Raw genomic sequence first — 25,462 nt, 5'->3', positions numbered from 1 at the left:
TTCAATACAAGATCAACCCTGCCACTTACCCCCCTCAACAATCACACTCTCAGGCTTGGTGTCATCGCTCAGTTCTTTACGCACGTACTGGTCATACAGCTTGAGCAAGAACTTCTCTTCACCCAACTTCGCCAACTCGGCATTCACCCAGTCGCGCAGTTCGATATTGCCCTTCTTCACCGCCGGCGCAATCGGCGCTTCATCACCCAGCTTCTCTTCGAGCACGCGGTAGCCCGGGTTCTGCTTGGCCCAGCTGAACAGCACCAGGTTGTCTTGCGCATAGGCATCGCCACGCCCAGCCGACAGGGCTTGCAGCGACTCGGAGTTTTTTTCGAACTTGAGCAGTTTCCAATCCGGGTGGTTCTTGGTCAGCCAGATATCAGCCGTGGTGCCAGTGGTGACGATGGTGGTGCGGGTCGCCAGGTCGTCGAGGCTTTTGACCACGCTGTCGTTAGGCACCAGGGCCTGGACCGCGACTTTCAGGTTGGGGTTGGTGAATTCCACCGCTTCCTTGCGCTCGGGGGTCACGGTCATGTTGGCCAGGATCAGGTCGACCTTGTCGCTCTGCAGGAACGGGATGCGGCTGGCCGGCTCCACGGCCACGAACTCGACTTTGTTCTCGTCGCCCAGCAGGTCCTTGGCAAACTGGCGGCCGATGTCGGTATCAAAACCCACGTAGCGCCCGGCTTCATCGACAAAGCCAAACGGCGGCTTATCGGTAAATACGCCGACGATCAGCTTGTCGCGAGCCTTGATCTTGTCGATATAGCTCACCGCCGCCGGCACGGCAGCGGCGGGTTTGGCCGGTTCTTCGGTTTTGTTGCAGCCGGCCAGTAAGGCGAGGCCGAGCAGCGGCAGTAACAACTTGGCAGTTTTCATGACAGCTCCAGTTCCTTGATTTTCTTGGGCAGTGTTGAAACAAACGAGAATTTCTCGAGGAACTGCTGCGCGCGTGCGGTCTGCGGGTTCGTAAAGAAGGCCTCGGGGGTGTTGTGTTCGAGGATGCGGCCAGCCTCCATAAACACCACGCGGTCGGCGACGGCGCGGGCGAAGGCCATTTCATGGGTGACGATCAGCAGGGTCATGCCATCGCGCGCCAGGTCCTGGATCACCTCCAGCACTTCCTTGACCATTTCCGGGTCAAGGGCGGCGGTGACCTCATCAAACAGCATGACCTGGGGGTTCATGCACAACGAGCGGACGATGGCGATGCGTTGCTGCTGACCACCGGACAACTGGCGCGGGAACGCATCGCGCTTGTCGGCGAGCCCTACCCGCTCCAGCAGTTTTTCGGCCTGATGACGGGCCTCGCGGGGTTCGCGTTTTTGCACTTTCAGCGGGCCCAGCAGGATGTTGTCGAGCACGCTCATATGGGGGAACAGGTGATAACTCTGGAACACCATGCCCACGTCCTGGCGCACCTGGCGCCAGTCGGTGTGCTTATCCAGCAGCTCTTTGCCGGCCAGCCGCAGGCTGCCGCTGTGGGCCACTTCCAGGCCGTTCAGGCACCGCAGCAAAGTGCTTTTGCCGCAGCCGCTGGGGCCGAGGATTACCACCACTTCGCCGCTTTGCACACTCAGGTCGATGCCGTTGAGCACCTGCTGTTCGCCGAAGAATTTATTGAAACCCTGGAACTCGATCAATGCGCTCATGCTTGGGCCCAGCGCCGTTCCAGCACCTTGGAGGCGGCCGACAACGGGTAGCAGATAAAGAAGAAAAACAGGAACAGCGCGCCGTAGATCAATACCGACTCATAAGTGCGCTCGATGATTTGCTGGCCGACCTTGATCACATCCACCACGCCGATCAGCACCGCCAGGGAGCTGGTCTTGATGATCCGCGTGTAGACGTTGATGGTCGGCGGCGTCATGCGTTTGAGCGCCTGGGGCAACAGCACATAGCCGTAGAGTTGCGGCGCCGACAAACCAATCGACAGCCCCGCCTCCCGCTGCCCACGTGGCAGCGAATGCAACGCGCCGCGCACCACTTCGCCCACTTCACTGGCGCCCCACAGCGACAGCACCAGCACTGCACACCAGAAACTGGGGATGCTCAGGCCGGTAAAAATCGGCAGGCCAAAGAACAGCAGATACAGCCACACCAGCACCGGGATCGCGCGGAACAACTCCAGGTAAATGCGCAGCAGCAGGTTGATCGCACGCACATTCAACGTGCGCAGCACCCCATACGCCACCCCGCCAAGGGTGCTGAAGGCGATGCTCAAAAATGAAATCGACAGGGTTTGCGCAGCGCCCTTGCCCAGTTGCGGCAACGACACCCACAACAACTCAAGACCCGAACTGGCCATGCTGGAGCCTCCTTTCCAGGCGGCTGAGCAGCAGCGACAGCGGCAAGAACAACAACACGCAGATCAGCGTGAGCACGGCGAGCATCTCGTAAGTCTTGTAGTAGAGGGCGATGTAGCTTTTGGTGGTGTAGAGAATCTCCGGCACCGCCACCGCCGAGACCACAGTGGTCTCCTTGAGCAGGAAAATGAAATTGGCGAACAGCGCCGGCAGGCTGAGGATCCCGGCCTGGGGCAGGATCACATGGCGCAGCAGTTGCCAGTCGGACAGGCCGATGGACTTGCCCGACTCGATCTGCGCCAGCGGCACCGCCTCCACACCGGCGCGCAGCACTTCGGTGAGGTAGGCACCGCCCAAAAAGGTCATGGTGATAATCGCCGCCCAGAACCCGGAGATATTGAAACCCAGGGCCGGCAAGGCGAAGTACACGAAGAACAGCTGGATCAGCAGCGGCGTGTTACGCGCCAGCTCCACATACAACGCCACCAGGCGCGACAGGTAGGGCGTACGGAACACCAGCAAGGCTGAGTTGATCAGCGCCACCAGCAGCGAGGTGCCGATGGCGATCAAGCCCACTTGCAGAGTCACCCCAACGGCCTTGAGAAACGCCGGCAGGGTGCTGAGGATAAACGCGTAGTCAAAAGTCATTTCAAGTCCTGGGCGCCGCAGGGGTAATGCGGCGTAAACGCAGTCCGGTCCAGCGTGGGTAACGCCGGGAAGCGCTGACTTTAAAGGTATAAAAACCAAAATTTAAATACCGAAATAGCATATTGATATCACCCAAAAAGCTAACCGGTGAATTCGCCGGGTTGGCAGGTGACAGCTATGGTTCTTGGGCGTGTAGGAAGGGTCTTTTTTTCAGCGCTGAACGACAGGGATGGGCAGCGCGTGGCCAGACTGAGGGCCATTTAATCAGCGAGGGAATGACAGATGAGCGAAACCAAACCGATCGACCCGCAGGACTTGGTGAAGTGGTTGGTGGCGTTGCGCCGGGCGATCAACAGCCGGGATTAACAGGCATGACACCCAATGTGGGAGCGGGCTTGTGTGGGAGCCGGGCTTGCCCGCGATAGCATCACCTCTGTGTCACTGACACACCGAGGTGCCTGCATCGCGGGCAAGCCCAGCTCCCACAATTTTGGCCATCATTGCCCAATAAAAAACGCCAACGCTATATCAGCCGTCGGCGTTCAAACCTTGAAGGGGGTTTGGGCAATCAGAACGCTGGGACCACCGCGCCGCTGTATTTCTTCTCGATGAAGGCTTTGACTTCCGGGCTGGTCAGGGCCTTGGACAGCTTCTGGATCGCGACGCTGTCCTTGTTGTCTGGACGGGCCACCAGGAAGTTCACGTACGGCGAATCGGACGATTCAATGATCAGCGCATCCTTGGCCGGGTTCAGGCCGGCTTCCAGGGCGTAGTTGGTGTTGATCAAGTCCAGGTCAACCTGGTCGAGGACGCGGGGCAGCAGGGCCGATTCCAGTTCCTTGAACTTCAGGTTCTTCGGGTTGCTGGCGATGTCTTTTGGCGTGGCCAGGGCATTGGTCGGGTCTTTGAGAGTGATCACACCGGCCTTCTGCAGCAGCAACAGCGCGCGGCCGCTGTTGGAGCCTTCATTGGGAATGGCAACAGTGGCGCCATCTTTCAGGTCTTCGATTTTCTTGATCTTTTTCGAGTAGCCGCCAAACGGTTCAACGTGCACGCCAACGACCGTGACCAGGTTGGTGCCTTTACCCTTGTTGAAGTTTTCCAGGTACGGCAGGGTCTGGAAGTAGTTGGCATCCAGGCGCTTCTCGGCCACTTGCACGTTCGGTTGCACGTAGTCGGTGAAGACCTTGATTTCCAGGTCCACGCCTTCTTTGGCCAGGGTCGGCTTGATCAGCTCAAGGATCTCGGCGTGGGGCACTGGAGTGGCCGCGACCACCAGTTTTTCGTTGGCTTGAGCGATACCGGCAGTCAGGGCAGCCGCCAGGGCGGTGAACAACAGAACCTTTTTCATGCAGTGTCCTTAATCGAAAATCCGGGGCGTCGGTGACGACCACTTCTTATGGGGGTGCCAGCGATGTGCTATCGCGGCGTGGGATGGACAATACCGATATTTTTTATTCCCGAACAATACCTTTTATTCACTTTGATATTCCATTTTGCTCATACAGAGCCCAACCCCCCAAACAGACGCGTCAACGCTGCGCGCTCGATTTCGCTGCCGTTGCTCAGGATCTGTCGCACCTGATGCTCAATCTGCGCCACCGACACCACCGGCAGGTTCAAATGCTCCGGCAAGATTTCATCGCCGCTGCTGACCAGCAGCGCAAAGTGGATCACGTTCTCTAGCTCGCGGGTATTACCCGGCCAACTGTGCTGCTCCAGCACGCGCTGCGCGTCCTCGCTGATCAATGGCACCGGCAGGTCCAGGCGCTGGCTGTAGATACCCAGGAAGTACTCGGCCAACGACAGGATGTCACCCACCCGCTCGCGCAGGGCCGGCAGTTCCAGTTGGCCTTCGCTGAGGTAATGGAACAGGCGCTCATGGAACTTACCCACGGCCACGGCCTGGGCCAGGTCGATGCTGGTAGCGGCGACCAGGCGCACGTCCACCGGGCTCGGCTGATGGGCGCCGACACGGGTGACTTCGTGGTTTTCCAGGGCGGCGAGCAGCTTGACCTGGATCGGCAACGGCAGGTCGCCGATCTCATCGAGGTACAAGGTGCCGCCGTTGGCCGAGCCGAACCAGCCAGCCCGGCTGCTGGCCGCGCCGCTGTGGCTGCCTGCGGCATAGCCGAACAATTCAGCATCGGCATAGGTCGGGCTGATGGCGCCGCAGTTGACCGACACAAACAGGCCGCTGCGGTCACTGCCGCGATGGATATGGCGCGCCAGCAATTCCTTGCCGCTGCCGGTTTCGCCGCGAATCAACACGGGCAAGGCTCGCGGGGCCAGGCTTTCGAGGTCTTCGCGCAGCTGTCTTGAGCGGGGGTCGACAAACACCAGTGCCTTGGCGCGGATGCTCAGGGGGCTTTTTTCGGCGTCGGGGAAGGTCAGCAGTGGCTGGCCAAAGGTTTCATGCAGGCTCATGGCAGGCTCCCGCCCCAATTCCACTTAAGGGACGGGGCGTTGAAAAGGTATTAGGCGCGGCGCCGGGAGTGATGCTCCAGACGGTTTTGCAGGCGATAGAGATAGGCGAAACCCTGCTCCCAACGCTGGTGGCCGGACTTCACGTTGATATGCCCGGCCCCCGCGAGAATCCCGGCTTCAGCCCCCCAGTTACGCGCCAGTTCCAGGGCCCGAGGGGCACTGACGGCGCTGTCGTTGTCGGAGCTGACGATCTGGCTGGGGAACGGCAACAGGTCGCGGGGGATCGGCGCAAAGTTGCGCAAGGCAGGCGCACACGCCGGGCGCTCGACATCCGCCGGGGCCACCAGCAACGCACCGCGCACCTGACGCAAGAACTGCAACGGCGCGCTGGCCGCCCAGTGCGCCACGGTGATGCAACCCAGGCTATGGGCGATAAGGATCACCGGAGTGCTGTCGGCCGCAATGGCTTCGGCCAAGGCCGCCACCCAGTCTTCACGGCGCGGGGTCAGCCAGTCGGCCTGCTCCACGCGAGCGCTGTTGGGCAGGCTGTTCTGCCAATGGGTTTGCCAATGATCTTCTGGCGATCCTTGCCAGCCCGGCACGATCAGGTAACGGATCAACTCGCTGTGCATGGGTGTGCCCTCCTGCAGCGTTTAACGTTGCTGACCAGTATAGGGACGGGGCATATATTCGTTAAGGAATAAGAAGCTATTTGTTAATAACCAAAAACACAGTCCCATCAATCAAATAATGTGGGAGCGGGCTTGCCCGCGATGGCGGTGGTTCAGGCAATGCACGGGCAGCTGACACACCGTCATCGCAGGCAAGCCAGCTCCCACATTTATTTTGTGGTGTATCCAACCGATAAACCCAAGCAGCTAGTGCTCTGTGGCGAGCGGGCTTGTCGGAACGCCGCAGGCAAAAAAAAGGCCGCACCCTGCCAAGGAGACGGCCAAAAAATTGTCGAGGCTTTTGACACTAACGCGCAGTAATCACCGACAGCTTGGTAATCCCCGCTCGCTCAATCGACGCCATGGCCCGAGCCACTTCGCCATAATTCACACCATCGTCAGCCTGCAGTTGCACCCGTACCTCAGGGTCCTTCGCCTTGGCGGCCTGCAGGTTGAACTCCAGCAGGTCCGGCTGGATTTCATCCTTGTTGATAAACACCTTGCCGGCACCGTCGATGCTCACCACCAGCGGGTCTTTCTGCTCCACCGGGGCCACGGCCTCGGTCTTGGGCAGGTTGATCGGAATCGCGTTGGTCAACAGCGGGGCGGTGACGATAAACACCACCAGCAGTACCAGCATCACGTCCACCAGGGGCGTGACGTTGATCTCACTGAGTACCTCGTCGCTGTCTTGGGTAGAGAAGGCCATATCAGGACGCCTCCTTCACTTTTTGCGCGCTGCCCTGGGCAGCGTTTTTATGCAGCGCCGGGTGGACCAGCACGCGGAACGAATTTTTCTGCGCCAGGCTGTAGAAGTCATGGGCGAAGTCGTCCAGGTCGGCAGCCGTGAGCTTCAGGCGACGCAGGAAGTAGTTGTAGACCAGCACCGCGGGCACGGCGACGGCGATCCCCACACCGGTCGCGACCAGCGCCGCGCCGATCGGGCCGGCCACGGTTTCCAGGCTGGCGGAACCGGCAGCGCTGATCCCTTTCAATGCTTCCATGATCCCCCACACGGTGCCGAACAGGCCGATAAAGGGCGAGGTGCTGCCGATACTCGCGACCACAGCCAGGCCGGTTTCCAGGGAGCGCCGTTCACGCACGATCTGCTGGCGCAGGGCACGTTCGAGGCGGTCCTGATGGTTGATCGCCTGGCTCAGGTCAGCGGCGTGCGGCGCATCCCCCACCTGGATCGCGGCGTAGCCAGCCTGGGCCACACGGGCGGCGGCGCCGGGGTGGGTTTCGCTCAGCTCGGCGGCCGAATCCAGGCTCGACGCCGCCCAGAACTGTTTGTGGAACTTGCGATCCTGAGCCTTGAGGCGGGCGAACTGCACGCCCTTGAGCAGAGCCAGACCCCAGGTGGCGACGGAAAAAACCACCAGCAGCCAGATCACCGCGCTTTCGATGGATTCAAGTGGAGATGCCAGTAACGTCATGATGTGTACCTCGGTGTAAGCGATAGGGTGTCGAGCAAAGGCTCAATGAATCTTGAAATCGATGGGCACGCTGACCCAGCCATCCTGTGCCACGTCGCCCTGCTTGGCGGGCACGAAGCTCCAGCGCTTCACGGCGCTGAGGGCGGCGTCGTCGAGTTGCTGGCGACCGCTGCTCTTCTGCACCTGGATCTCACCGGGCTTGCCGCTGGCCAATACATGCACCCGCAACAACACAGTGCCTTCCCAGCCACGGCGCTGGGCCAGTGATGGGTACTCGGGCGCCGGGTTCTTCAGGTACGCGGCGTTGGCCGAAGCAGGTGTTACCGGTGCCGGCGCAGGCGGGGCTGGCGTGGGCGCCGGTGGTGCCGGCTGGGGTGGCGCGGGCGGTTGTTCGACGGCTTTTGGCGCAGGCTTGGGTTCGGGCTTGGGCACCGGTTTGGGCTTTGGTTTGGGGATCGGCTTGGGTGGCGCCGGCTTGGCCGCCAACTCATCCACCACAGGCGGCGGTGGTTCCACGACCGGTGGCGGCGGCGGTACAGGCGGCGGCGGTTCCACCACCGGTGGCGCTGGCTGGGAAAACTCGATGGTCATTGGTGGAATTTCCGGCGGCACAATCGGCAGCACCGGCACCGGTTTCTGGCTGACCCAATAGATCACCGCGCCATGCAGCGCCAGTGCCAACAGGCCCAATAAAATGCCTTCACGGCGGCTCAAGATCCCCTTGGGGGTTTTCTGCAAACGCAACTGCCCCAAGGGCGCGCGGTGCGGCCGGCCAAGGTCGACCAACTCACCACTCGGTGCCTGGCGCCACAGCGCCTCATGTGCACTGGCGGCGGTCTGGACATTGCCCATTGATTCACTCCCTGCTGTCTTCAGCGAAAAAACCGACGGGCCTGCGGGGGCGACCGTCGAGAGCTGAATCATCGGGGGCAGACGCTTATCTCTTAAAGTAATCTTTAAAGTTATACATAGACCGAACAGGAATATAAAAACTCAGCCAACCCAGCAAAGCCACGCCCCACGCGGCCTGGCGGCGAGGGGCAAAATCATGATGCTTTGCCGGCATGCAAAATATTCCTCAAAGGCATGGCTCAGCGCGGGTTGGCCTCGCATAAATCCCATAATTGACGCTGCAGGCTCTGGCCCGCCGCCCCCATCCCACTGCGCCCATACAGCGCCAGTCGCACGCCCTGCACCGCAGGTAAACCACTGTCGGCGCCGAGCACCACGTGCCCGGTCTGCACCACCCGCTCCGGCAACAGGCTGATACCCAACCCCGCCGCCACCGCAGAACACACACTGGCCAGGCTCGCGCTGGAATAGCCAATGCGCCAGCGCCAGCCACCCACCTCCAGGTGCTGGAGCATTTCATTGCGGTACAGGCCGCCCACCGGGAACGCGACCAGGGGCAATGGGTCACGGCCCAGGGCCGGCATGCGGCGGCTGTCGACCCAGCACAACGGCTCCGGCCAGGAGGCCAGGCAGTCATCGCTGTCGCCCATCTGCTTGACCAGCAACACATCGAATTCGCCGCCGCGATACTGGCGCAGCAGCGCCGGCCCCAGGCCGCTGGTGACCTCCAGGCGTACCCGTGGATAGGCCACGACAAACGCCGAAAGCAATGGCATCAAGCGCTCGGCGGCGAAGTCCTCGGGCACGCCCAGGCGTAGCACGCCATCGCTCTGCTGGTTGATCAACACATCGGCGGCTTCTTCGTTCAGCGCCAGGATGCGCCGCGCATAGGCCAGCAGGCGCTCACCCTCGACCGTCGCCACCACCCGGCGCTGATCGCGGTCAAGCAAGCGGCAGCCGACGCTGTCTTCCAGGCGGCGCAATTGCTGGCTGACGGTGGATTGGGTGAGGTGCAGGCGTTCGGCGGCGCGGGTGAAATTGGCGCAGTCGACGACGGCGATAAAACTGCGCAACAGCACGGGATCGAACATGAACACCACCATCGTGTTTGCCACTGGTTGGCATGGTTATATTTAATTTCAGAATACCCCAGGCGGTGGCCATACTTCCCGTTCATTGCACTGAAACGAGGTTCCCATGGCATGGCCTACTCCTTTCAAAACCGCCGTCCTGGCATTGGGGTTGATGGTGGCAAGTAACAGCATGGCCGCCGATAAAGGTTTGCTCGACGCCGTGCGTGCCGGGCAATTGGCGCAGGTCGAGCAACTGCTGGCCAAGGGTGCCGATCTGGATACCCGCGCCATCGATGGCAGCACGCCGCTGTTGCTGGCCACCCAGGCCAATCGCGTCGATATCGCCCGCGCGCTGATCGAGGCCGGGGCCGATGTGAACCGCAAGAACCTGATGCAAGACAGCCCTTACCTGCTGGCCGGCGCCAGCGGCCACAATCAAATCCTGGCCATGACCCTGGCCCATGGCGCCGACCTCAAGAGCACCAATCGCTACGGCGGCACCGCCCTGATCCCGGCGTGCGAGCGCGGGCACGTGGAAACGGTGCGCCTGCTGATCGATGCTGGTGTCGACGTCAACCACGTCAACCGCCTGGGCTGGACCGGGCTCATGGAAGCCATCGTGCTCTCGGATGGCGGCCTCGCCCATCAGCAAATCGTCGCCATGCTGATCGGCGCCGGTGCCAATGTGAACCTGCCCGACCGCGACGGCATCAGCCCCCTGCAACAGGCGCAAAAGCGCGGCCAGGTGGCCATCGCCAAACTGCTGCAAGAAGCAGGTGCCCAATGAGCCCACAACACGATCAAGCCTGGCTGCAACGTGCCGTCGCCCTGGCGCAGGACAACGTGGCCCGGGGCGGGCGACCGTTTGGCGCCGTGCTGGTCAAGGACGGTGCTGTGCTGGTGGAGGCGGTCAACCAGATCCACCTCGACCAGGACCCCACCGCCCATGCCGAAATGCTCGCCATCCGCCGTGCCAGCCAACAGCTCGGCCCACGCCTTGAAGGCTGTGTGATCTACGCCAGCGGCCAGCCGTGCCCAATGTGCCTGGGCGCCATGTACTTGTGTGGCGTGGCCCGCGTGGTGTTTGCCGCGAGCAATGAAATGGCCGCGCCGTTCGGGCTGTCGACTGCCGCGGTTTACCAGCAGATGAGCCTGCCGCTGACCGCCCAGCAACTGCCCGTCGAGCACCTGCCGATGCCGGCCATGCAAGCCCTTTACCGTCAATGGAAGACCCTGCATGACCCTGAATAAATCCCTCGCCGGCTGGGGCCTACTGGTGGTGCTGGGCCTTAACCTGCGGCCGATCCTCAGCTCCATCAGCCCGTTGCTCGGGGAGATCCGCCTGGCAACCGGCCTGAGCTTCCAGAGCAGTGCCTTGCTCACCAGCCTGCCGGTGGTGTGCATGGGGTTGGTGGCGCTGGTGGGCATCCGCGTCGAGGCACAGTTGGGCGAGCGACGCGGGATCGCCCTGGGCCTGATGATGATCCTGCTCGCATGCCTGGCGCGCTGGCTACTGGGCCAAGCACCGGCACTCCTGGCCACGGCGTTGCTGGGCGGGGCCGGTGTGGCACTGATCCAGGCGCTGGTGCCGGCGATGATCAAGCGCCAGTTCCACCAACGGGTGCCCCTGGCGATGGGGGTGTATTCAGCCTCGTTGATGGGTGGCGGTGGCTTGGCGGCGCTGCTCAGCCCGCTGGTGGCCAGCCATTTCCAGAATTGGCAGGCCGGCCTGGGCATCTGGCTGCTGCCGGCGCTTGGCGCGCTGCTGCTGTGGGCGTGGCTGCCATTGGGCGCGGCGAAAAACCTGCAGGTGACGCCGCCGCTCCAGGGCCTGCGCAACCGCCGCGCCTGGTTACTGGCACTGTATTTCGGCCTGGTGAACTGCGGGTATATGAGCATGGTGGCGTGGCTGCCGGCGTACTACCAGCAACTGGGTTGGGGCGTGCTGCCCAGCGGCTCGCTGCTGGCGTTCATGACGATTTTCCAGGTGATTGCCGCGCTGTTGATGCCGGCGCTGGCGCAACGCGGTATCGACCGCCGGCCCTTGCTGACCATAAGCCTGCTGGCCCAGACCGTGGGTTATCTCGGCCTGCTGTTGGCGCCGCTGCAATACCCACACCTGTGGGTGGCGCTGATCGGCTTCGGCCTGGGGGCGTGCTTTGCCCTGAGCCTGCTGCTGACCCTGGACCACCGCCGTGACCCACGGGAAGCCGGGCAACTGGCGGCATTCGTGCAGGGCGTGGGCTTCTTGATCAATGCCGTGTCGCCGTGGATGACCGGCTGGTTGCGCGAACTCACCGGCAGTTTTGTCAGCGCCTGGGCGGTGTTGACCGTGACAGTGATCGCGATGCTGGTGGTCACCCGGGTATTCAGCCCAGCCACTTACCGCAGCACCGCCGCTTGCTGATTGTGTAGGAGCGAGCTTGCTCGCGAAAAACGTCAACGATAACGCGCAGAACTAGGTTGACCGCGTCGTCTGGGGGTTCTTCGCGAGCAAGCTCGCGCCTACAGATGATTGGTGGCTAGAAGTCGTAGCGACCGTCACCACCCAGAAAGCGGCTCGCTGATTTTTGTAGGAGCGAGCTTGCTCGCGAAAAACGTCAACGATAACGCGCAAAACCAGGTTAACCGCGTCGTCTGGGCGTTCTTCGCGAGCAAGCTCGCGCCTACAGGTGATTGGTGGCTAGAAGTCGTAGCGGCCGTCACCACCCAAAAAGCGGCTCGCTGCTTTTGTAGGAGCGAGCTTGCTCGCGAAAAACTTTAACGATAACGCACAGAACCAGGTTAACCGTGTCGTCTGGGCGTTCTTCGCGAGCAAGCTCGCGCCTACAGGTGATTGGTGGCTAGAAGTCGTAGCGACCGTCACCACCCAGAAAGCGGCTCGCTGATTTTTGTAGGAGCGAGCTTGCTCGCGAAAAACGTCAACGATAACGCGCAAAACCAGGTTAACCGCGTCGTCTGGGCGTTCTTCGCGAGCAAGCTCGCTCCTACAGGTATGCACTCAAAAATCGTAGCGGCCGGTCACGCCCAGGGTGCGCGGGGTGCCCAGTAGCCCTTCATAGCCACCGTTGCCGCCTGTCCACAGGGTGGTGTAGTAGGTTTTGTCGAAGGCGTTTTTCAGCCATAACGACACATCCCATTGACCCTGCTGGAAATCGCCACGCAGGCCGGTGGACAGGTTGACCAGCCCATAACCGGGAATCTGCCCATAGTCCGAATCCTCGACTGTGCCCACCGCCTTCGAACGATAGGCATAGCTGGCGGTAACGTAGGGTTCGAAGCCGTTATCCAGGTTCCATTTGTATTCGCCGTTGGCGTTGGCAATCCACTTCGAGGCACCCACCACCTGGTGCCCGCTGAGGTCGCACGAGGCCGGTGCGCCAGGGCGCAGGCTGACTTCCGGGGGGCAGGGCGCATCTTTGTACGACAGGTAACGCACATCGTTGAACGAGCCGTTGAGGTTCAGCGTCAGGCCACGGATCGGCACCAGGGTGCTTTCCAATTCCACGCCACGGGAGCGTACGGAGCCGGCATTGGTCAGGTACTGCACGCGGTTGCCGTAGTCGTAGGCATTGGCCTGGTAGCCATTGACCTGGGTCCAGAACAGGTTGGCGTTGAGTTGCAGGCGACGGTCCCACAGGGTGCTTTTAAAGCCCAGCTCGGCGTTGTTGGCGCGCTCGGTGCCGATCAGCAGTGAGTCCGCACCAGCGGTCGGGGCCGAGCCTACCGCCAGGTTGACCCCACCGGATTTCTCGCCATGGGACAAGGTCGCATAGCCCAGCACGTCATCGCTAAAGCGATAACTGAGGTTCAGCAAACCGGACGGGCTGGTGCTGTATTGGTTGAGGTCGCCGGAGTCATACGCGCCCGTGCGCCCATTGCGCGCAGTGGCCGCCGCGCCACTTACTGCTGCGCCCCCCACAGGTGCATTGCGGCTGACCCAGGCGCTTTTTTCTTCATAGGTGCCGCGCAGGCCGGCAGTGAAATCCAGGCGTTCGGTCAGGTGCCAGGTGCCTTGGGCGAACAGGGCAAAACTGTCGGTGCGGATATGCCCGTTGCCGATGCTGGTGACATTGCTCAAGGCCCCTGTCGGCGTGCCGTTCCAGATATCAGCCTGGGGTCCGTAGTAGGCGAAGGATTTGTTGTCCAGATCAGAGCCGAAGTAGTAGGCGCCCACCACGTAATCGAAGAACCCACCGGTCGGCGACGCCAGGCGAAATTCCTGGGACCACTGTTTATCTTCCACCGACACGCCAGCGTTGTAGGACGCCGGCACGTTGAGACCATCGTCGTTGCGCGGGGTGAAATTCCACCAACGATAGGCGCTGACCGACGTCAAGGTGAAGTCGCTGGGCAGGGTCCAATTGGCCTCCAGCGAGGTACCGCCCTGGAACACCGTGACACGCTGGTCGTTGTCCAGGTTGACCTTGCGGTGGGCGCCGTTGACCAGGGTCGCCCCGGCTGCATCCGCCCGCGACTGGTAGAGGTTGGTGCCATTGATGGTCGGCCCGGTGCTGTACAGCACACGAGTGCCGGCGCTGGAGGCCTCTTCGTTGTAGTCGCCGATCCAGCGCAGGTTGAAGGCCTCGTTGGGCTTGTACAGCAGTTGCCCACGAAAGCCCTGGCGTGAACCGCCGTTGAGGTCGTGGCCGTTGTATTCGTTCTTGATATCGCCATCGCTGCGGGTGCGATAGGCAGAAAAGCGCCCGGCCAATTCATCGTTGAGCGGCCCGGAAATCGTGCCCTTGGTCTGGAAATAGCCGTCTTCGCCCACCGACGTCTCGATGCTGCGCTCCGGAGTAAAACTCGGCGCGCGGGTGCTGATATTGATCACCCCGGCCGTGGTGTTCTTGCCGAACAGGGTGCCTTGCGGGCCGCGCAAGACTTCAAGCTGCTCGATATCCATCAGGTCGAATACCGCCATGCCCGGGCGCCCGAGGTACACGTTGTCGATGTACAACCCGACACTGCCTTCCAGGCCATCGCTGGCCGGGTTATTGCCCAGCCCGCGGATCGACACACTGGACTGGCGCGCATGCATGTAGGCGACGTTGACGCTGGGCACCAGTTGCTGCAAGTCCTGGATCCGATAGACCCGCTGGCTCTCCAGGGCCTGGCCGCCGATCACGCTCATCGGCGTGGGCACTTCCTGGGCGCTTTCGGTGCGGCGGCGGGCGGTCACGGTGACCGTCTCCAGTTGCCCGCTGGCGCTCTCGCCCTTGGGCACCGGGGCGGGGGTTTCGGCGGCCTGGCTCGGCGTCCAGCCGGCACTGCCCGCCAGCAACAGCGCCAGGGGCAGGCGTTTGAGCCGCCAGAGGGAGGACGGTACAACGGGCTTCGACACACTCATAAGCGGCTCCGGTCGTGCGGAATATGTACTGCCACATATTCCATAAAGTTATTTATTTATGTTTTTACAAACATTTACTGCATAAGAGATAGCCTTTATAAGGAGTCGACCTAATGCATAGCCAATGCATTTCCCCGATATTTTTAATGTGAAAAATGCATATCGACCTGCGTCAGCTCCGTCACTTCATCGCCCTCGCCGAACAGCGCAGTTTTGTCGCCGCCGCGACCACGGTGAACCTGTCGCAATCGGCCTTCAGCCGCAGCATCCAGGCCCTGGAGCACAGTGCCGGTTGCCAACTGGTGGATCGCGGGCGCAAGGACCTGGCCCCGACCAAACAAGGCCAGGTGCTGCTGGAACATGCGCGGCGCCTGGTCAGTGGCGCGCAGCAGTTGGCCAACGAGATCAGCCAGTTCAATGGCCTGGAAGCCGGCGAGCTGCGCTTCGGTTGTGGCCCGGCCCCGGCAGCCGGCTTGATCCCGCGCGCCATCGGCAGCTTTATCGGGCGCTACCCCAAGGCTCGTGTGCAGTTCCAAGTGGATGATTGGCAAAGCCTGGGCAAGCGCCTGCTCAGTGAAGAGTTCGAGTTTTTTGTCGCCGACACCCGCCACTTCGAAGCCAACCCCGACTACCACACCCACCGCCTGCGCCCGCGCAAATGGCATTTCTGCTGCCGCAGCGGACACCCGCTGGCCCAGCGCGAAAGGGTCAGCGCCGCCGAGTTGATGAGTTATCCCCTGGCCGTGACCATCCGCCCCCCGAACCTGCGCAAGGTCATCGTCGACCTCAGCGGCCGGCCCGACTACACGCCCAATGTCGAGTGCGAGAACGGCTACAGCCTGCTGGGGGTGGTGCTGCGTTCCGACGCCATCGGTATCGTCAGCGCCAACAGCGATGCGCTGCACCTGACCCGGGGCGATCTTGTGCGCTTGACGATCGAGGGGTTGGCCGAGGACCTGGAGGAGCGCTACACCCGCTATGGCATCGTCAGCCGCGCCGGGTATCGGCTGTCACCGTTGGCCGAGGCGATGATCGAGCAGATCAAGCAGGTGGATGAGCAGGATGACGAGGTGTGTTCGCTGGAGAATGTTGCGGTCTGAGGTACCGCTATCGCAGGCAAGCCAGCTCCCACAGTGGAATGCGATCAACCTGTAGGAACCGGCTTGCCAGCGACGGCACCAGTCGTCACACCCATGCGCCGACTGCATAAACCCCATTCCCCAAATGCACTTGCCTCAACCCCCTCCAACCGGCGAAAACCCTCACCTGCCCCTCATCCGGTGACCCCCATGCCCCATGTGCGCAACGTGCTCTACATCATGTGCGACCAACTACGTCGCGATTACCTCTCCTGCTACGGCCACGCCCATCTGCACACCCCCAACATCGACCGCCTGGCCGCCGCTGGCGTGCGTTTCAGTCGCGCCTACACCCAGGGCACGATCTGCGGGCCGTCGCGCATGTCGGCCTATACCGGGCGCTATGTCAGCAGCCATCAGGTGGCCTGGAACGCAGTGCCGCTGCCCCTCGAAGAGCTGACCATCGGCGACTATCTGCGCCCCCATGGCATCCGCACCGCGCTGGTGGGCAAGACCCACGCCACGCCCAATCTCGATGCCCTGCAACGCCTGGATATCGACCCCGACAGCGCGCAGGCGCAGCCCCTCAATGAGGTGGGTTTCGAAGCGTATTTTCGCCATGACGGCATCTTCCCCGACAGCCCACTGTTCGCCGATAAACGCGAGTCCGCGCCCTATACCCATTACCTGCGCGCGCAAGGTTACGCCGGCACCAACCCTTGGCATGATTGGGCCAATGCCGCCGCCGGCGATGCCGGGGAGGTGCTGAGCGGTTGGCAGATGCGCAACGCCCACTTGCCGGCGCGGGTGGACGAGGCGCATTCGGAAACGGTCTACACCACCGACCGCGCCCTCGACTTTATCCACGAACAAGGCGAGCAACCCTGGTGCCTGCACCTGTCGTACATCAAGCCGCACTGGCCCTATATCGCGCCCGCGCCGTATCACGCGCTGTATGGCGTCGATCAGGTGCAGGCACCGATTCGCGCCGAGCCTGGGCAAGCCAGCGATCACCCGGTGTACCAAGCCTTCCGCCAACACCAGGAGAGCCTGAACTTTTCCCGCGATGAGGTGCGGCTGCGGGTGATTCCTACCTATATGGGCCTGATCAAGCAGGTGGATGACCAACTCGGTCGACTGTTCGATGCGCTGCAAAGCACAGGTCGCTGGGATGACACGCTGATTGTGTTCACCAGCGACCATGGCGACTTCCTCGGCGACCACCAACTGGGCGAAAAGGAGTTTTTGCTGGAGCCGGCGGTGGGTGTGCCGCTGATTGTCCGCGACCCACGCGCCGCGGCCGATATCAGCCGGGGCACGGTGGATCGGCGCCTGGTGGAAACCATCGACGCCCTGCCCACCTTCCTTGAGGCCCTGGGCTTGCCGAGCGCCGAGCATCGTCTGGAAGGCCGCTCATTGATCCCCCTGCTGCATGGGGTAGAAACGGACTGGCGCCGCTACGCCATCGCCGAATACGACTACGCGTTCCAGGCCCCGGCCCGCGAGCGCCTGGCGCAGCCGATCGACCGCTGCCGCATGACCATGGTGCGCAGCGAACGCTGGAAATACCTGGCCTATGACGGCTTTCGCGCGCAACTGTTCGACCTGGAAAACGACCCGCAGGAACTGCACGACCTGGGCGCAGACCCGGCGTACGCCCAGGTGCGCGAAGTGCATCAGGGTTATCTGTTCGAATGGCTACGGGGTTTGAAACGGCGTACCACCATCAGCCACGGGGAGATTGAACTGCGTGGCCAGCGGTTTCGTTATGGTGAGCCTGAGGCAGAGAAGGTGGTGCAGATCGGCGTCTGGTAAACGGGACGCGGACTTGTGTGGGAGCGGGCTTGCCCGCGATTGCGGTGGATCAGTCGACATAGGTGTTAACTGACATATCGCTATCGCGGGCAAGCCCGCTCCCACAGTGGATCTCCCACATTGGTTCGGTGGTGGGCTACAGGCCTTTGGTGGTCTGGCTGCGCTGCCCCTGCACGCTCACCGGCACATCGCCCTTGAGGGTCACGCGGCGCACGATGCGTTCCTGGGTGCCGTAGTCATCCACCGCGTAATGCTGGGTGGCGCGGTTGTCCCAGATCGCCACATCGCCGGTGCTCCAGCGCCAGCGCACGGTGTTTTCCAGGCGGGTGACGTGGCTTTGCAGCAGGTTGAACAGGTGTGCGGAATCGGCCTGCGAGTAACCCTTCAAGCGTTTGACGAAATGCCCCAGCAGCAGGGTTTTCTCGCCACTGACCGGGTGCACACGCACCACCGGATGCTCGGTCTCGTACACCGTCGAGGTGAAGATCTTGCGGTACTCCTCAAGCTTTTCCGGCGCCACATCCGGCTTGCGCGCGGCGTAATCGTATTCGTTGCTGTGCACCGCCCACAGGGTGTCGGCCAGGGCGCGCACTTCGGCGGTCAAGTCGTTGTAGGCGCTGGCGGTGTTGGCCCAGACCGTGTCGCCACCCGATGCCGGCGCCAGTACCGAACGCAGGATCGAGGCCTTGGGGTAGGCATCGACGAAGGTCACGTCGGTGTGCCACGAGTTGGCGCGCTGACCACGCCCGCCGTCCAGCTCCATCAGAAAACGCGTGCCATCGCGCACCGGTACCGTGGGGTGGGCAATCGGCTCGCCGAGCAAATGGGCGAACGCTTCCTGGCTCTGGTCATCGAGGTGCGCCTGCTCTCGAAAGAAGATCACCTTGTACTGCACCAGCGCTTGCTGGATGGCTTCGATGGTGGCGGCGTCGAGGTCGCCGGACAGTTTGATGCCCCGGATCTCGGCGCCGATACGCCCAGCGACCGGGTGGATATCCAGCGCCAGGGCGACGGGTTGAACAGCGAGTGCGGCATTGCTCATTGGATGACCCTCATGTGTCTGCTTACGGTGGGGTGACGCTGCGCCAACGCTCTATTCATATGCAATTTAGGTCTAGCAAATGAACGCATGCTTCGTTGACGGAATAAGAGCTTGCATTTAAAACCTCAGCTCCCCTGGTCGCAAATGCCTTCGACCTATTTTTAAAATGCCGGGAAAGCATATGGATCTTCGCCAACTGCGCTACTTCATCGCCCTTAACGAACACCGCAGTTTTGTTCGCGCGGCCGACGCCATGGGCATCACCCAGCCGGCGTTCAGCCGCAGCATCCAGGGCCTGGAACAGGAGTTCGGCTGCGTGCTGGTAGACCGTGGCCACAAGGATTTGCGCCCCACGCCGGAGGGCCAGGTGGTGCTGCAACATGCCCTGAGCCTGGTACACGGCGCCGCGCTGCTGAGCAGTGAAGTGACGCGCATGACCAAGCTCGACGCCGGCGAACTGCGCTTCGGTTGCGGCCCGGCGCCCGCCGTGAAACTGGTGCCGGATGCGGTGGCGCGTTTCGTCAACGCGCACCCGAAAATCCGCACGCGGTTCCAGGTGGATAACTGGGAAACCCTGAGCCGCAGCCTGAGCCGGGAAGAGATCGAATTCTTTATCGCCGACATCCGCCAGTTCGAAGCCGACCCGAACTTCCAGACCCAGGCGCTGACGCCCAAGCGCGGGGTGTTTTTCTGCCGGCCGGGGCACCCGCTGCTGGCCAAGGACAGCCTCTCGACCAACGACATGTTCGACTACCCGCTGGCGGCGCCGCTGATCTCCCAGGGCATTCGCAAACTGCTGGCGAACCTCAGTGGGCGCATGGACTTTTCACCGAGCATCCAGACCGAGCACTTTGCGGCGCTGGTGAAGATCGTGTTGCAGTCCAACGCCATCGGCGTGGGCACCGAGGAAGCCTTTGCCGAGGACATCGCCCGCGGCGCGCTGGTGCTGCTGCACTGGCGCAACCTGCCGCAGAACATGGAGACCATGAGCGCGCGTTGCGGGATAGTCAGCCGCACCGGCTCACGCTTGTCGCCGGCAGCCAAGGCGATGATCGAGACGTTGGTGGCGGTGGATCGCCAGGAAGTGGATGTGGCGGTCTGAAGGGCACCATCGCAGGCAAGCCAGCTCCCACATTTGACCGCATTCCAATGTGGGAGCTGGCTTGCCTGCGATGAGCATAGGTATCTACACAACTTTCAGACACTGACGAACTCCCCCGTGGCGAGCGGGCTTGCCCCGCGCTGGGCTGCGAAGCAGCCCCAAAAAGCCCGCCGCGTTTCTTCAGATAAACCGCGATGGCCGGGTTTAGGGCTGCTTCGCAGCCCAGCGCGGGGCTAGCCCGCTCGCCACAATAGCCCTCTCTGCACGGGTTTATGCGCTGCGGCAAATTTGTGTAGGCTGCGATGAGGCCCGTTCAGGCACTGTAGATTTCAGATCCCAGCCGCCGCCAACCCCGGCACCACCCAATCACTGACCTGGAACGGCTTGCGAATCAGCCGCTCCTTCGACGCCAGATCCACCGCATCCTGCAACTTGCCCAGGAACACCGGATCCAGGGTCGATGGGAAAATCTCGCTGAGTTTCTGGTCCTTCAAATCATTGGTCAGAATCACCGGCGGATAACTCGCCAGCCCCGACACCAGCTCGATATACGCCTGCTTGTTGTTGTCATCGGTCAACCACTGCACCGCCTGCTGCTGGGCCTTGAGCAGCTTGGCCACCACCTCGGGATGGGCGTCGACAAACTTGCCACTGCCCACCAGCACCGCCTGCACGCTGCCCGCGCCACCCAGGTCCTTGGTGGTCAGGGGGATTTCGGCCAGGCCCTTGGCCTGCAGTGAACTCAGGTTCGACCCGCCCCAGGTCGCATCGATCTGTTTGGCGGCCAGGGCGGCCACGGCGGCATTGAAGTCCAGGTTGATGATTTTCAGGTCCTTTTCACTCAAGCCCTGGCTGGCCAGGGCGCCGTTGAGGGACAGTTGGGTGGCCGTGCCGCGAAACACCGCCACGCGCTTGCCCTTCAGGTCCTGCAAGGTTTTGATCCCCGAACCCGGCACCACGCCCAGGTACTGTTTCACCCCGCGAGCGGTGGCGCTCAGCAGCCGGGTGTCGAGGCCATTGGAGCGGCCGATGATCGCAGCCAGGTCGCCCAGGTAAGCCAGGTCTACCTGGTCGTTGGCGAAGGCTTCATTGATCACGGGGCCGGCGCCCTTGAAGTAATTCCACTGGATCTTGATGCCCTGGTCGGCGAAGGCTTTTTCGAAGATCTGCTGGCTCCTCAATACATCCGTCAGGCCGCCCCCACTGTTCTGGGTGCCGGCACTCAGGTCGGGCACGGCAATACGGATTTCCTTGAGGTCGGCGGCCTGCACCAACCCGGCGAGCGCAGTGCCGGCGACCAGGGTGATCAAGCGTTTAAAGGGCAGTTTCATGGGGTGTGCTCCTGTGGGCGACGGTGGCCTGGGGAGCAGAAAGTACGCACAACGGGAACAAAACTTTAAATACTATAAATTCACTATTTAATAGCTTTTTGGACTATGCAGCCGCAGACGCCGGTTCCAGAGGGTTATGCATCAACAGCATGGAAAATATTCTTCAAATGCATTGGATGCGTGTCGGGCAGAGGCTTTTAATGGTTTTCCTTATCCCTAAATAATCTTGATTGTTTATTTATAAGATCAAAATCACATAACAAACCTGCCGACCACGGAGGTCTTCCATGGCCCGAATCTCACTGTTGAGCCTGCCCTTGGCCGCTACGCCAAAGGGCGAGCAGACCCATTGGCCGAACCTGAGTGAACGCCTGCTGCCATGGTTGCTGCCGCTCACGCTGTTTGCGCTGTGGTGGCTGGCCAGCCGTCAGCATTGGATGAGCGAACAAATCCTGCCGGCGCCCGCGCTAGTCTGGAGCAGTGCCGTGGAATTGGCCGGCGGCGAGTTGTGGAGCCACTTGGCGATCAGCCTGCAACGGCTGTTCTGGGGGCTGTTGGCCGGCATCGGGGCCGGGGCGTTACTGGGCGCGCTGCTGGGCTTTAGTGCCCGTGCCGAACGCCTGGTGTTCCCGACGTTCAGCGCCCTGTCGCAAGTCCCGACCCTGGCGTGGATCCCGCTGTTCATGGTGTTTTTCGGGATTGGCGAAACCCTCAAGCTGGTGGTGCTGGTCAAGGCGATTGTGGTGCCCGTGACCCTGCACACCCTGGTCGGCGTGCGCGATGCCCAGCCCGGTTTGCGTGAGGCCGCGCGCGTGCTGCGCTTGCCCAGCCACCTGTTGATCCGTCGGCTGATCCTGCCCGCCGCACTGCCCGCGTTCATGGCCGGGGTACGCCTGGCCCTGGCCGCCGGCTGGACCTCGCTGCTGGCCGTGGAGCTGCTGGCCTCCAGCGAAGGCATCGGCTACCTGATGGTCTGGGCGCGGCAGTTGTTCATGCTCGATATCGTGTTTGTGTGCATCGTAGTGATCGGGGTGCTGGGCGTGGCGATGGATCGCGGCATTGGCTGGCTGGACCGTAAATGGGTGCATTGGCCCCATCCGGCTACCGCGCAGATCCGCCGTGGCCCGCGCTATCAAGGCTGGCAACGCCTGCAACCCTGGTTGCTGCCCCTGGGCCTGTTGGCGCTGTGGCAGTCAGCGACGGCCCTGGACTGGGTCGATCCCAACATCCTGGTCAGCCCTTGGACCGTGCTGTACACCACCGCCAGCGGCGTATTCGATGGCAGCCTGCTCAGTGCCCTGGGCAAAAGCCTGGGACGCACCTTGAGCGGTTTGCTCCTCGGCGGCGGGCTGGGTTTTGCCCTTGGTCTGTTGTTGGGCCTGTCGCGCCGCAGTGAGCGAGTGCTCGGCCCGACCCTGGCGGCCCTGCGCCAGATCGCGATCTTTGCCTGGGTGCCGCTGCTCACCGCCTGGTTCGGCCTGGGGGAGTTGGCCAAGTCGGTGTTTATCGCCCTGGCCGCGTTTTTCCCGCTGTTCATCGCCACTCAACGCAGCGTGCTGAACCTCTCGCCGCAGCTCAATGAAGCCGCCCAGGTGCTGCGCCTGAGCCTGGCCTTGCGCCTGCGTCGCCTGGTGTTGCCAGGGGCGGCGGCGGGGATTTTCGCCGGGCTGCGCCTGAGCCTGATCTACGCCTGGCTGGGCACCATCGGCGCCGAATATTTCATGCCGTCCAATGGCGGCATCGGCAGCCTGATGATCGGCGCCCAGCAGCTGCTGCGCATGGACCTGATCATGAGCGGCATGCTGCTGGTCGGTCTCACCGGCGCGGCACTCAACCTTATCGGCCAACGCATCGAAACCCGCGCCACGCGCTGGAGACACGCATGACTGCACCTATTGTCAGCTTCAACCATGTGGGCAAGACCTTCGACGTCGATGGCTTCGAACTGGAGGCCATCCGCGAATTCAACCTGGATATCGCCGAAGGCGAGTTCGTCGCGATTGTCGGGTCCAGTGGCTGCGGCAAATCCACGTTGCTGCGCCTGCTGATCGGCCTGGACACGCAGTTTCGCGGCGAGATCCGCGTCGATGGCAAGGCCGTGGAAGGCATCGGCGGCGAGCGCGGCATCGTGTTCCAGGAACACCGTCTGTTCCCATGGCTGACGGTCGCGCAAAACATCGGCCTGGGCCTGGTCAACGAGCCGTTGAGCGAGGCCCAGCGCCAACAGCGCATCAGCGATTTTATCGAGCTGGTCGGCCTAACCGATTTCACCCGCGCCTACCCGCACCAATTGTCTGGCGGCATGGCACAACGGGTGGCGATCGCCCGTGGCCTGGTGGCCAGCCCGCGCATTCTGCTGCTGGACGAGCCCTTCGGCGCCCTCGACGCTCTGACCCGCCAACAGATGCAGGATGAACTGCTGGCGATCCGTGCCCGCGCGAAGATCACCACAGTGCTGGTGACCCACGATGTGGAAGAGGCGATTTTCCTCGCCGACCGCGTGGTGGTGATGGAGCCCCGGCCTGGGCGGATCAAGCAGGTGGTGGATATCGCCCTGCCCCATCCGCGCCAACGCAGCAGCTTTGACTTCCACCAATTGCGCGAAGAACTGCTGCACGAACTGATCAGCGACGACCACTACCAACCGCCGATGCCGGAGCAGATCCGTGACCTGCCCCTGGCCTTTATTGCCTGCTGATTGAGGAGTGTCTTGATGCCGCAACGTCCCAACTTTCTAGTGATCCTGGCCGATGACATGGGCTTCTCCGACCTCGGCGCATTTGGCGGGGAAATCGCCACGCCGCACCTGGATGCCCTGGCGCTGAACGGCCTGCGCCTGACCGACTTTCACACTGCGCCCACCTGCTCGCCGACCCGTTCGATGCTGCTCACCGGCACCGACCACCATATCGCCGGGATCGGCACCATGGCCGAAGCGCTGACCCCGGAGCTGATCGGCAAGCCGGGCTACGAAGGCTACCTCAACGACAAGGTGGTGGCCCTGCCCGAACTGCTGCGCGAGGCCGGTTACCAGACCTTGATGAGCGGCAAATGGCACCTGGGGCTGACGGCGGAACTGGCGCCCCACGCCCGTGGTTTCGAGCGTTCGTTCTCGCTGTTGCCGGGGGCGGCCAACCACTATGGTTTCGAGCCGCCCTACGACGCCAGCACGCCCGGGCTGCTCAAATCCACCCCGGCGCTGTACATCGAGGACGACACCTTCGTCGAGCAATTGCCCGAGGGCTTCTACTCCTCCGATGCCTTTGGCGACAAGCTCTTGCAGTACCTCAAGGAACGCGACCAGGCCCGGCCCTTTTTTGCCTACCTCCCGTTTTCCGCGCCGCACTGGCCGCTGCAGGCGCCGGTGGAGATCGTCGATAAATACCGTGGCCGCTACGATGCCGGCCCCGAGGTACTGCGCCTGGAGCGCCTGGCAAAACTCAAGGCCCTGGGGCTGATCGATGCCGACGTCGAGCCCCATCCGCTGATCGAGCTGAACACCCAATGGGCGGCTTTGAGCGCTGAGCAACGCCAGGTCTCGGCGCGGGCCATGGAGGTTTATGCGGCGATGGTCGAGCGCATGGACTGGAACATTGGCCGGGTGGTGGAGTACCTGCGCCAGCAGGGGCAACTGGACAATACCTTTATCCTGTTCATGTCCGACAACGGTGCCGAGGGCGCGCTGCTGGAAGCCTTCCCCAAGTTCGGCCCCGAGCTTCTGACCTACCTCAACCAGCACTACGACAACAGCCTGGGCAATATCGGCCGCGCCAATTCCTATGTCTGGTATGGGCCATCGTGGGCCCAGGTGGCGACGGCACCATCGCGCCTGTTCAAGGCCTTCACCACCGAAGGCGGGATTCGTGTGCCGGCGCTGGTGCATTACCCGCAGTTGGCACTCAAGGGGCAGATCAGCCATGGCTTCGGCACGGTGATGGACATCACCCCGACCATTCTCGACCTGGCCGGCGTGCGCCACCCCGGCAAACAGTGGCGCGGCAAGCCGATTGCACCGCTGCGGGGCAAGTCGTGGCTGGGCTTTTTGTCTGGGGAAACCGCGCAGGTGCACGACGAACATACCGTCACCGGCTGGGAGCTGTTCGGACGCCGGGCGATTCGCCAGGGGCAATGGAAGGCGGTGTATATCCCGGGGCCCGTAGGGCCGGCGACCTGGCAGTTGTATGACCTGGGGCGTGATCCTGGGGAGATCCATGACCTGGCCGTGAGCCAGCCGGAAAAGCTGGCGACCTTGATTGGGCACTGGCAGCAGTATGTGGAGGAGACGGGGGTGGTGCTCAGTGCTTCGCCGTTTCAGCCGGACTGAGGTTTT

At 62.4% G+C, this 25,462-nt stretch carries 23 protein-coding genes; 9 read left to right on the top strand and 14 right to left on the bottom strand.

From position 1 onward, the window contains the following. Positions 1-12: 12 nt before the first annotated feature. From C5F71_RS14000 to C5F71_RS13945, 11 genes are all read right to left on the bottom strand, one after another. Entirely contained in the window at positions 13-879 is an 867-nt protein-coding gene (locus C5F71_RS14000) for a transporter substrate-binding domain-containing protein (RefSeq protein WP_104911343.1), read from the bottom strand. Next, entirely contained in the window at positions 876-1,652 is a 777-nt protein-coding gene (locus C5F71_RS13995; protein ID WP_029299531.1) for an amino acid ABC transporter ATP-binding protein, read from the bottom strand. The genes C5F71_RS14000 and C5F71_RS13995 overlap by 4 nt, the downstream gene beginning before the upstream one ends. Further along, on the bottom strand, positions 1,649-2,308 hold the full coding sequence (locus tag C5F71_RS13990; protein ID WP_029299529.1) for an amino acid ABC transporter permease: 660 nt from the start codon (positions 2,306-2,308) through the stop codon (positions 1,649-1,651). Before C5F71_RS13990 ends, C5F71_RS13995 begins: the two co-directional genes overlap by 4 nt. Next, positions 2,289-2,954: an amino acid ABC transporter permease gene (locus C5F71_RS13985; RefSeq protein ID WP_029299527.1), complete on the bottom strand. Its 666-nt coding sequence runs from the start codon at positions 2,952-2,954 to the stop codon at positions 2,289-2,291. Before C5F71_RS13985 ends, C5F71_RS13990 begins: the two co-directional genes overlap by 20 nt. Before the next feature lie 568 nt (positions 2,955-3,522). Then, positions 3,523-4,305 (bottom strand): MetQ/NlpA family ABC transporter substrate-binding protein, encoded by a 783-nt coding sequence (locus C5F71_RS13975; protein ID WP_029299526.1) that lies wholly within the window; start codon positions 4,303-4,305, stop codon positions 3,523-3,525. A 149-nt stretch (positions 4,306-4,454) separates the two neighbouring features. Next, positions 4,455-5,381 (bottom strand): sigma 54-interacting transcriptional regulator, encoded by a 927-nt coding sequence (locus C5F71_RS13970; protein WP_029299525.1) that lies wholly within the window; start codon positions 5,379-5,381, stop codon positions 4,455-4,457. 50 nt (positions 5,382-5,431) lie between these two features. Next, positions 5,432-6,013, bottom strand: a complete 582-nt coding sequence (locus C5F71_RS13965; RefSeq protein WP_029299524.1) for an alpha/beta hydrolase — start codon at positions 6,011-6,013, stop codon at positions 5,432-5,434. A gap of 346 nt (positions 6,014-6,359) precedes the next feature. Continuing rightward, complete coding sequence (locus C5F71_RS13960) at positions 6,360-6,761, bottom strand: biopolymer transporter ExbD (RefSeq protein ID WP_029299521.1); 402 nt, start codon at positions 6,759-6,761, stop codon at positions 6,360-6,362. Position 6,762: 1 nt separating this feature from the next. Beyond that, positions 6,763-7,488 (bottom strand): MotA/TolQ/ExbB proton channel family protein, encoded by a 726-nt coding sequence (locus C5F71_RS13955; RefSeq protein ID WP_029299520.1) that lies wholly within the window; start codon positions 7,486-7,488, stop codon positions 6,763-6,765. A gap of 42 nt (positions 7,489-7,530) precedes the next feature. Next, complete coding sequence (locus tag C5F71_RS13950; protein ID WP_104911341.1) at positions 7,531-8,340, bottom strand: energy transducer TonB; 810 nt, start codon at positions 8,338-8,340, stop codon at positions 7,531-7,533. A 239-nt stretch (positions 8,341-8,579) separates the two neighbouring features. Continuing rightward, entirely contained in the window at positions 8,580-9,431 is an 852-nt protein-coding gene (locus tag C5F71_RS13945; protein ID WP_070996557.1) for a LysR family transcriptional regulator, read from the bottom strand. A gap of 154 nt (positions 9,432-9,585) precedes the next feature. Here C5F71_RS13945 and C5F71_RS13940 point away from each other — a divergent pair, with 154 nt between their 5' ends. Genes C5F71_RS13940 through C5F71_RS13930 form a run of 3 tightly spaced genes read left to right on the top strand, consistent with a single transcriptional unit; the run spans position 9,586 to position 11,820 of the window. Continuing rightward, entirely contained in the window at positions 9,586-10,200 is a 615-nt protein-coding gene (locus C5F71_RS13940; protein ID WP_029299514.1) for an ankyrin repeat domain-containing protein, read from the top strand. Continuing rightward, the gene (locus tag C5F71_RS13935) at positions 10,197-10,664 is read left to right on the top strand and encodes a nucleoside deaminase (protein ID WP_029299512.1); all 468 of its coding nucleotides are present in this window, start codon (positions 10,197-10,199) and stop codon (positions 10,662-10,664) included. Before C5F71_RS13940 ends, C5F71_RS13935 begins: the two co-directional genes overlap by 4 nt. Continuing rightward, positions 10,651-11,820, top strand: a complete 1,170-nt coding sequence (locus C5F71_RS13930) for a CynX/NimT family MFS transporter (RefSeq protein WP_104911340.1) — start codon at positions 10,651-10,653, stop codon at positions 11,818-11,820. Before C5F71_RS13935 ends, C5F71_RS13930 begins: the two co-directional genes overlap by 14 nt. A 594-nt stretch (positions 11,821-12,414) precedes the next feature. On the opposite strand, the gene C5F71_RS13920 is transcribed toward C5F71_RS13930, so the two are convergent. Beyond that, on the bottom strand, positions 12,415-14,763 hold the full coding sequence (locus C5F71_RS13920; RefSeq protein WP_104911338.1) for a TonB-dependent receptor: 2,349 nt from the start codon (positions 14,761-14,763) through the stop codon (positions 12,415-12,417). A 155-nt stretch (positions 14,764-14,918) separates the two neighbouring features. On the opposite strand from C5F71_RS13920, the gene C5F71_RS13915 reads away from it, so the two are divergent. Further along, entirely contained in the window at positions 14,919-15,863 is a 945-nt protein-coding gene (locus C5F71_RS13915) for a LysR family transcriptional regulator (RefSeq protein ID WP_104911337.1), read from the top strand. A 189-nt stretch (positions 15,864-16,052) separates the two neighbouring features. Next, positions 16,053-17,657 carry an alkaline phosphatase family protein gene (locus C5F71_RS13910; protein ID WP_104911336.1) on the top strand — a complete coding sequence of 535 codons (1,605 nt, stop codon included), beginning with the start codon at positions 16,053-16,055 and terminating at the stop codon, positions 17,655-17,657. 136 nt (positions 17,658-17,793) lie between these two features. Here the strand turns inward: C5F71_RS13910 and C5F71_RS13905 are convergent, their stop codons facing one another. Next, positions 17,794-18,699 (bottom strand): TauD/TfdA family dioxygenase, encoded by a 906-nt coding sequence (locus C5F71_RS13905; RefSeq protein WP_029299503.1) that lies wholly within the window; start codon positions 18,697-18,699, stop codon positions 17,794-17,796. Between the two features lie 181 nt (positions 18,700-18,880). On the opposite strand from C5F71_RS13905, the gene C5F71_RS13900 reads away from it, so the two are divergent. Next, positions 18,881-19,801, top strand: a complete 921-nt coding sequence (locus tag C5F71_RS13900) for a LysR family transcriptional regulator (RefSeq protein ID WP_104911335.1) — start codon at positions 18,881-18,883, stop codon at positions 19,799-19,801. A 329-nt stretch (positions 19,802-20,130) separates the two neighbouring features. Here the strand turns inward: C5F71_RS13900 and C5F71_RS13895 are convergent, their stop codons facing one another. Further along, entirely contained in the window at positions 20,131-21,132 is a 1,002-nt protein-coding gene (locus C5F71_RS13895; protein ID WP_029299501.1) for an ABC transporter substrate-binding protein, read from the bottom strand. 287 nt (positions 21,133-21,419) lie between these two features. Here C5F71_RS13895 and C5F71_RS13890 point away from each other — a divergent pair, with 287 nt between their 5' ends. The 3 genes from C5F71_RS13890 to C5F71_RS13880 are packed head-to-tail and all read left to right on the top strand — an operon-like array spanning position 21,420 to position 25,456. Next, the gene (locus tag C5F71_RS13890; protein WP_104911334.1) at positions 21,420-23,018 is read left to right on the top strand and encodes an ABC transporter permease; all 1,599 of its coding nucleotides are present in this window, start codon (positions 21,420-21,422) and stop codon (positions 23,016-23,018) included. Further along, on the top strand, positions 23,015-23,830 hold the full coding sequence (locus C5F71_RS13885) for an ABC transporter ATP-binding protein (RefSeq protein ID WP_104911333.1): 816 nt from the start codon (positions 23,015-23,017) through the stop codon (positions 23,828-23,830). The genes C5F71_RS13890 and C5F71_RS13885 overlap by 4 nt, the downstream gene beginning before the upstream one ends. A gap of 15 nt (positions 23,831-23,845) precedes the next feature. Further along, entirely contained in the window at positions 23,846-25,456 is a 1,611-nt protein-coding gene (locus tag C5F71_RS13880) for an arylsulfatase (RefSeq protein ID WP_104911332.1), read from the top strand. The last annotated feature ends 6 nt before the right edge of the window (positions 25,457-25,462 follow it).

The sequence above is a fragment of the Pseudomonas sp. LG1D9 genome, from assembly GCF_002949995.1.
GTDB classification, from domain to species: Bacteria; Pseudomonadota; Gammaproteobacteria; order Pseudomonadales; family Pseudomonadaceae; genus Aquipseudomonas; species Aquipseudomonas proteolytica.
Note: the sequence above shows the minus strand (reverse complement) of the source record. Positions and strands in the feature narration are given on the sequence as shown.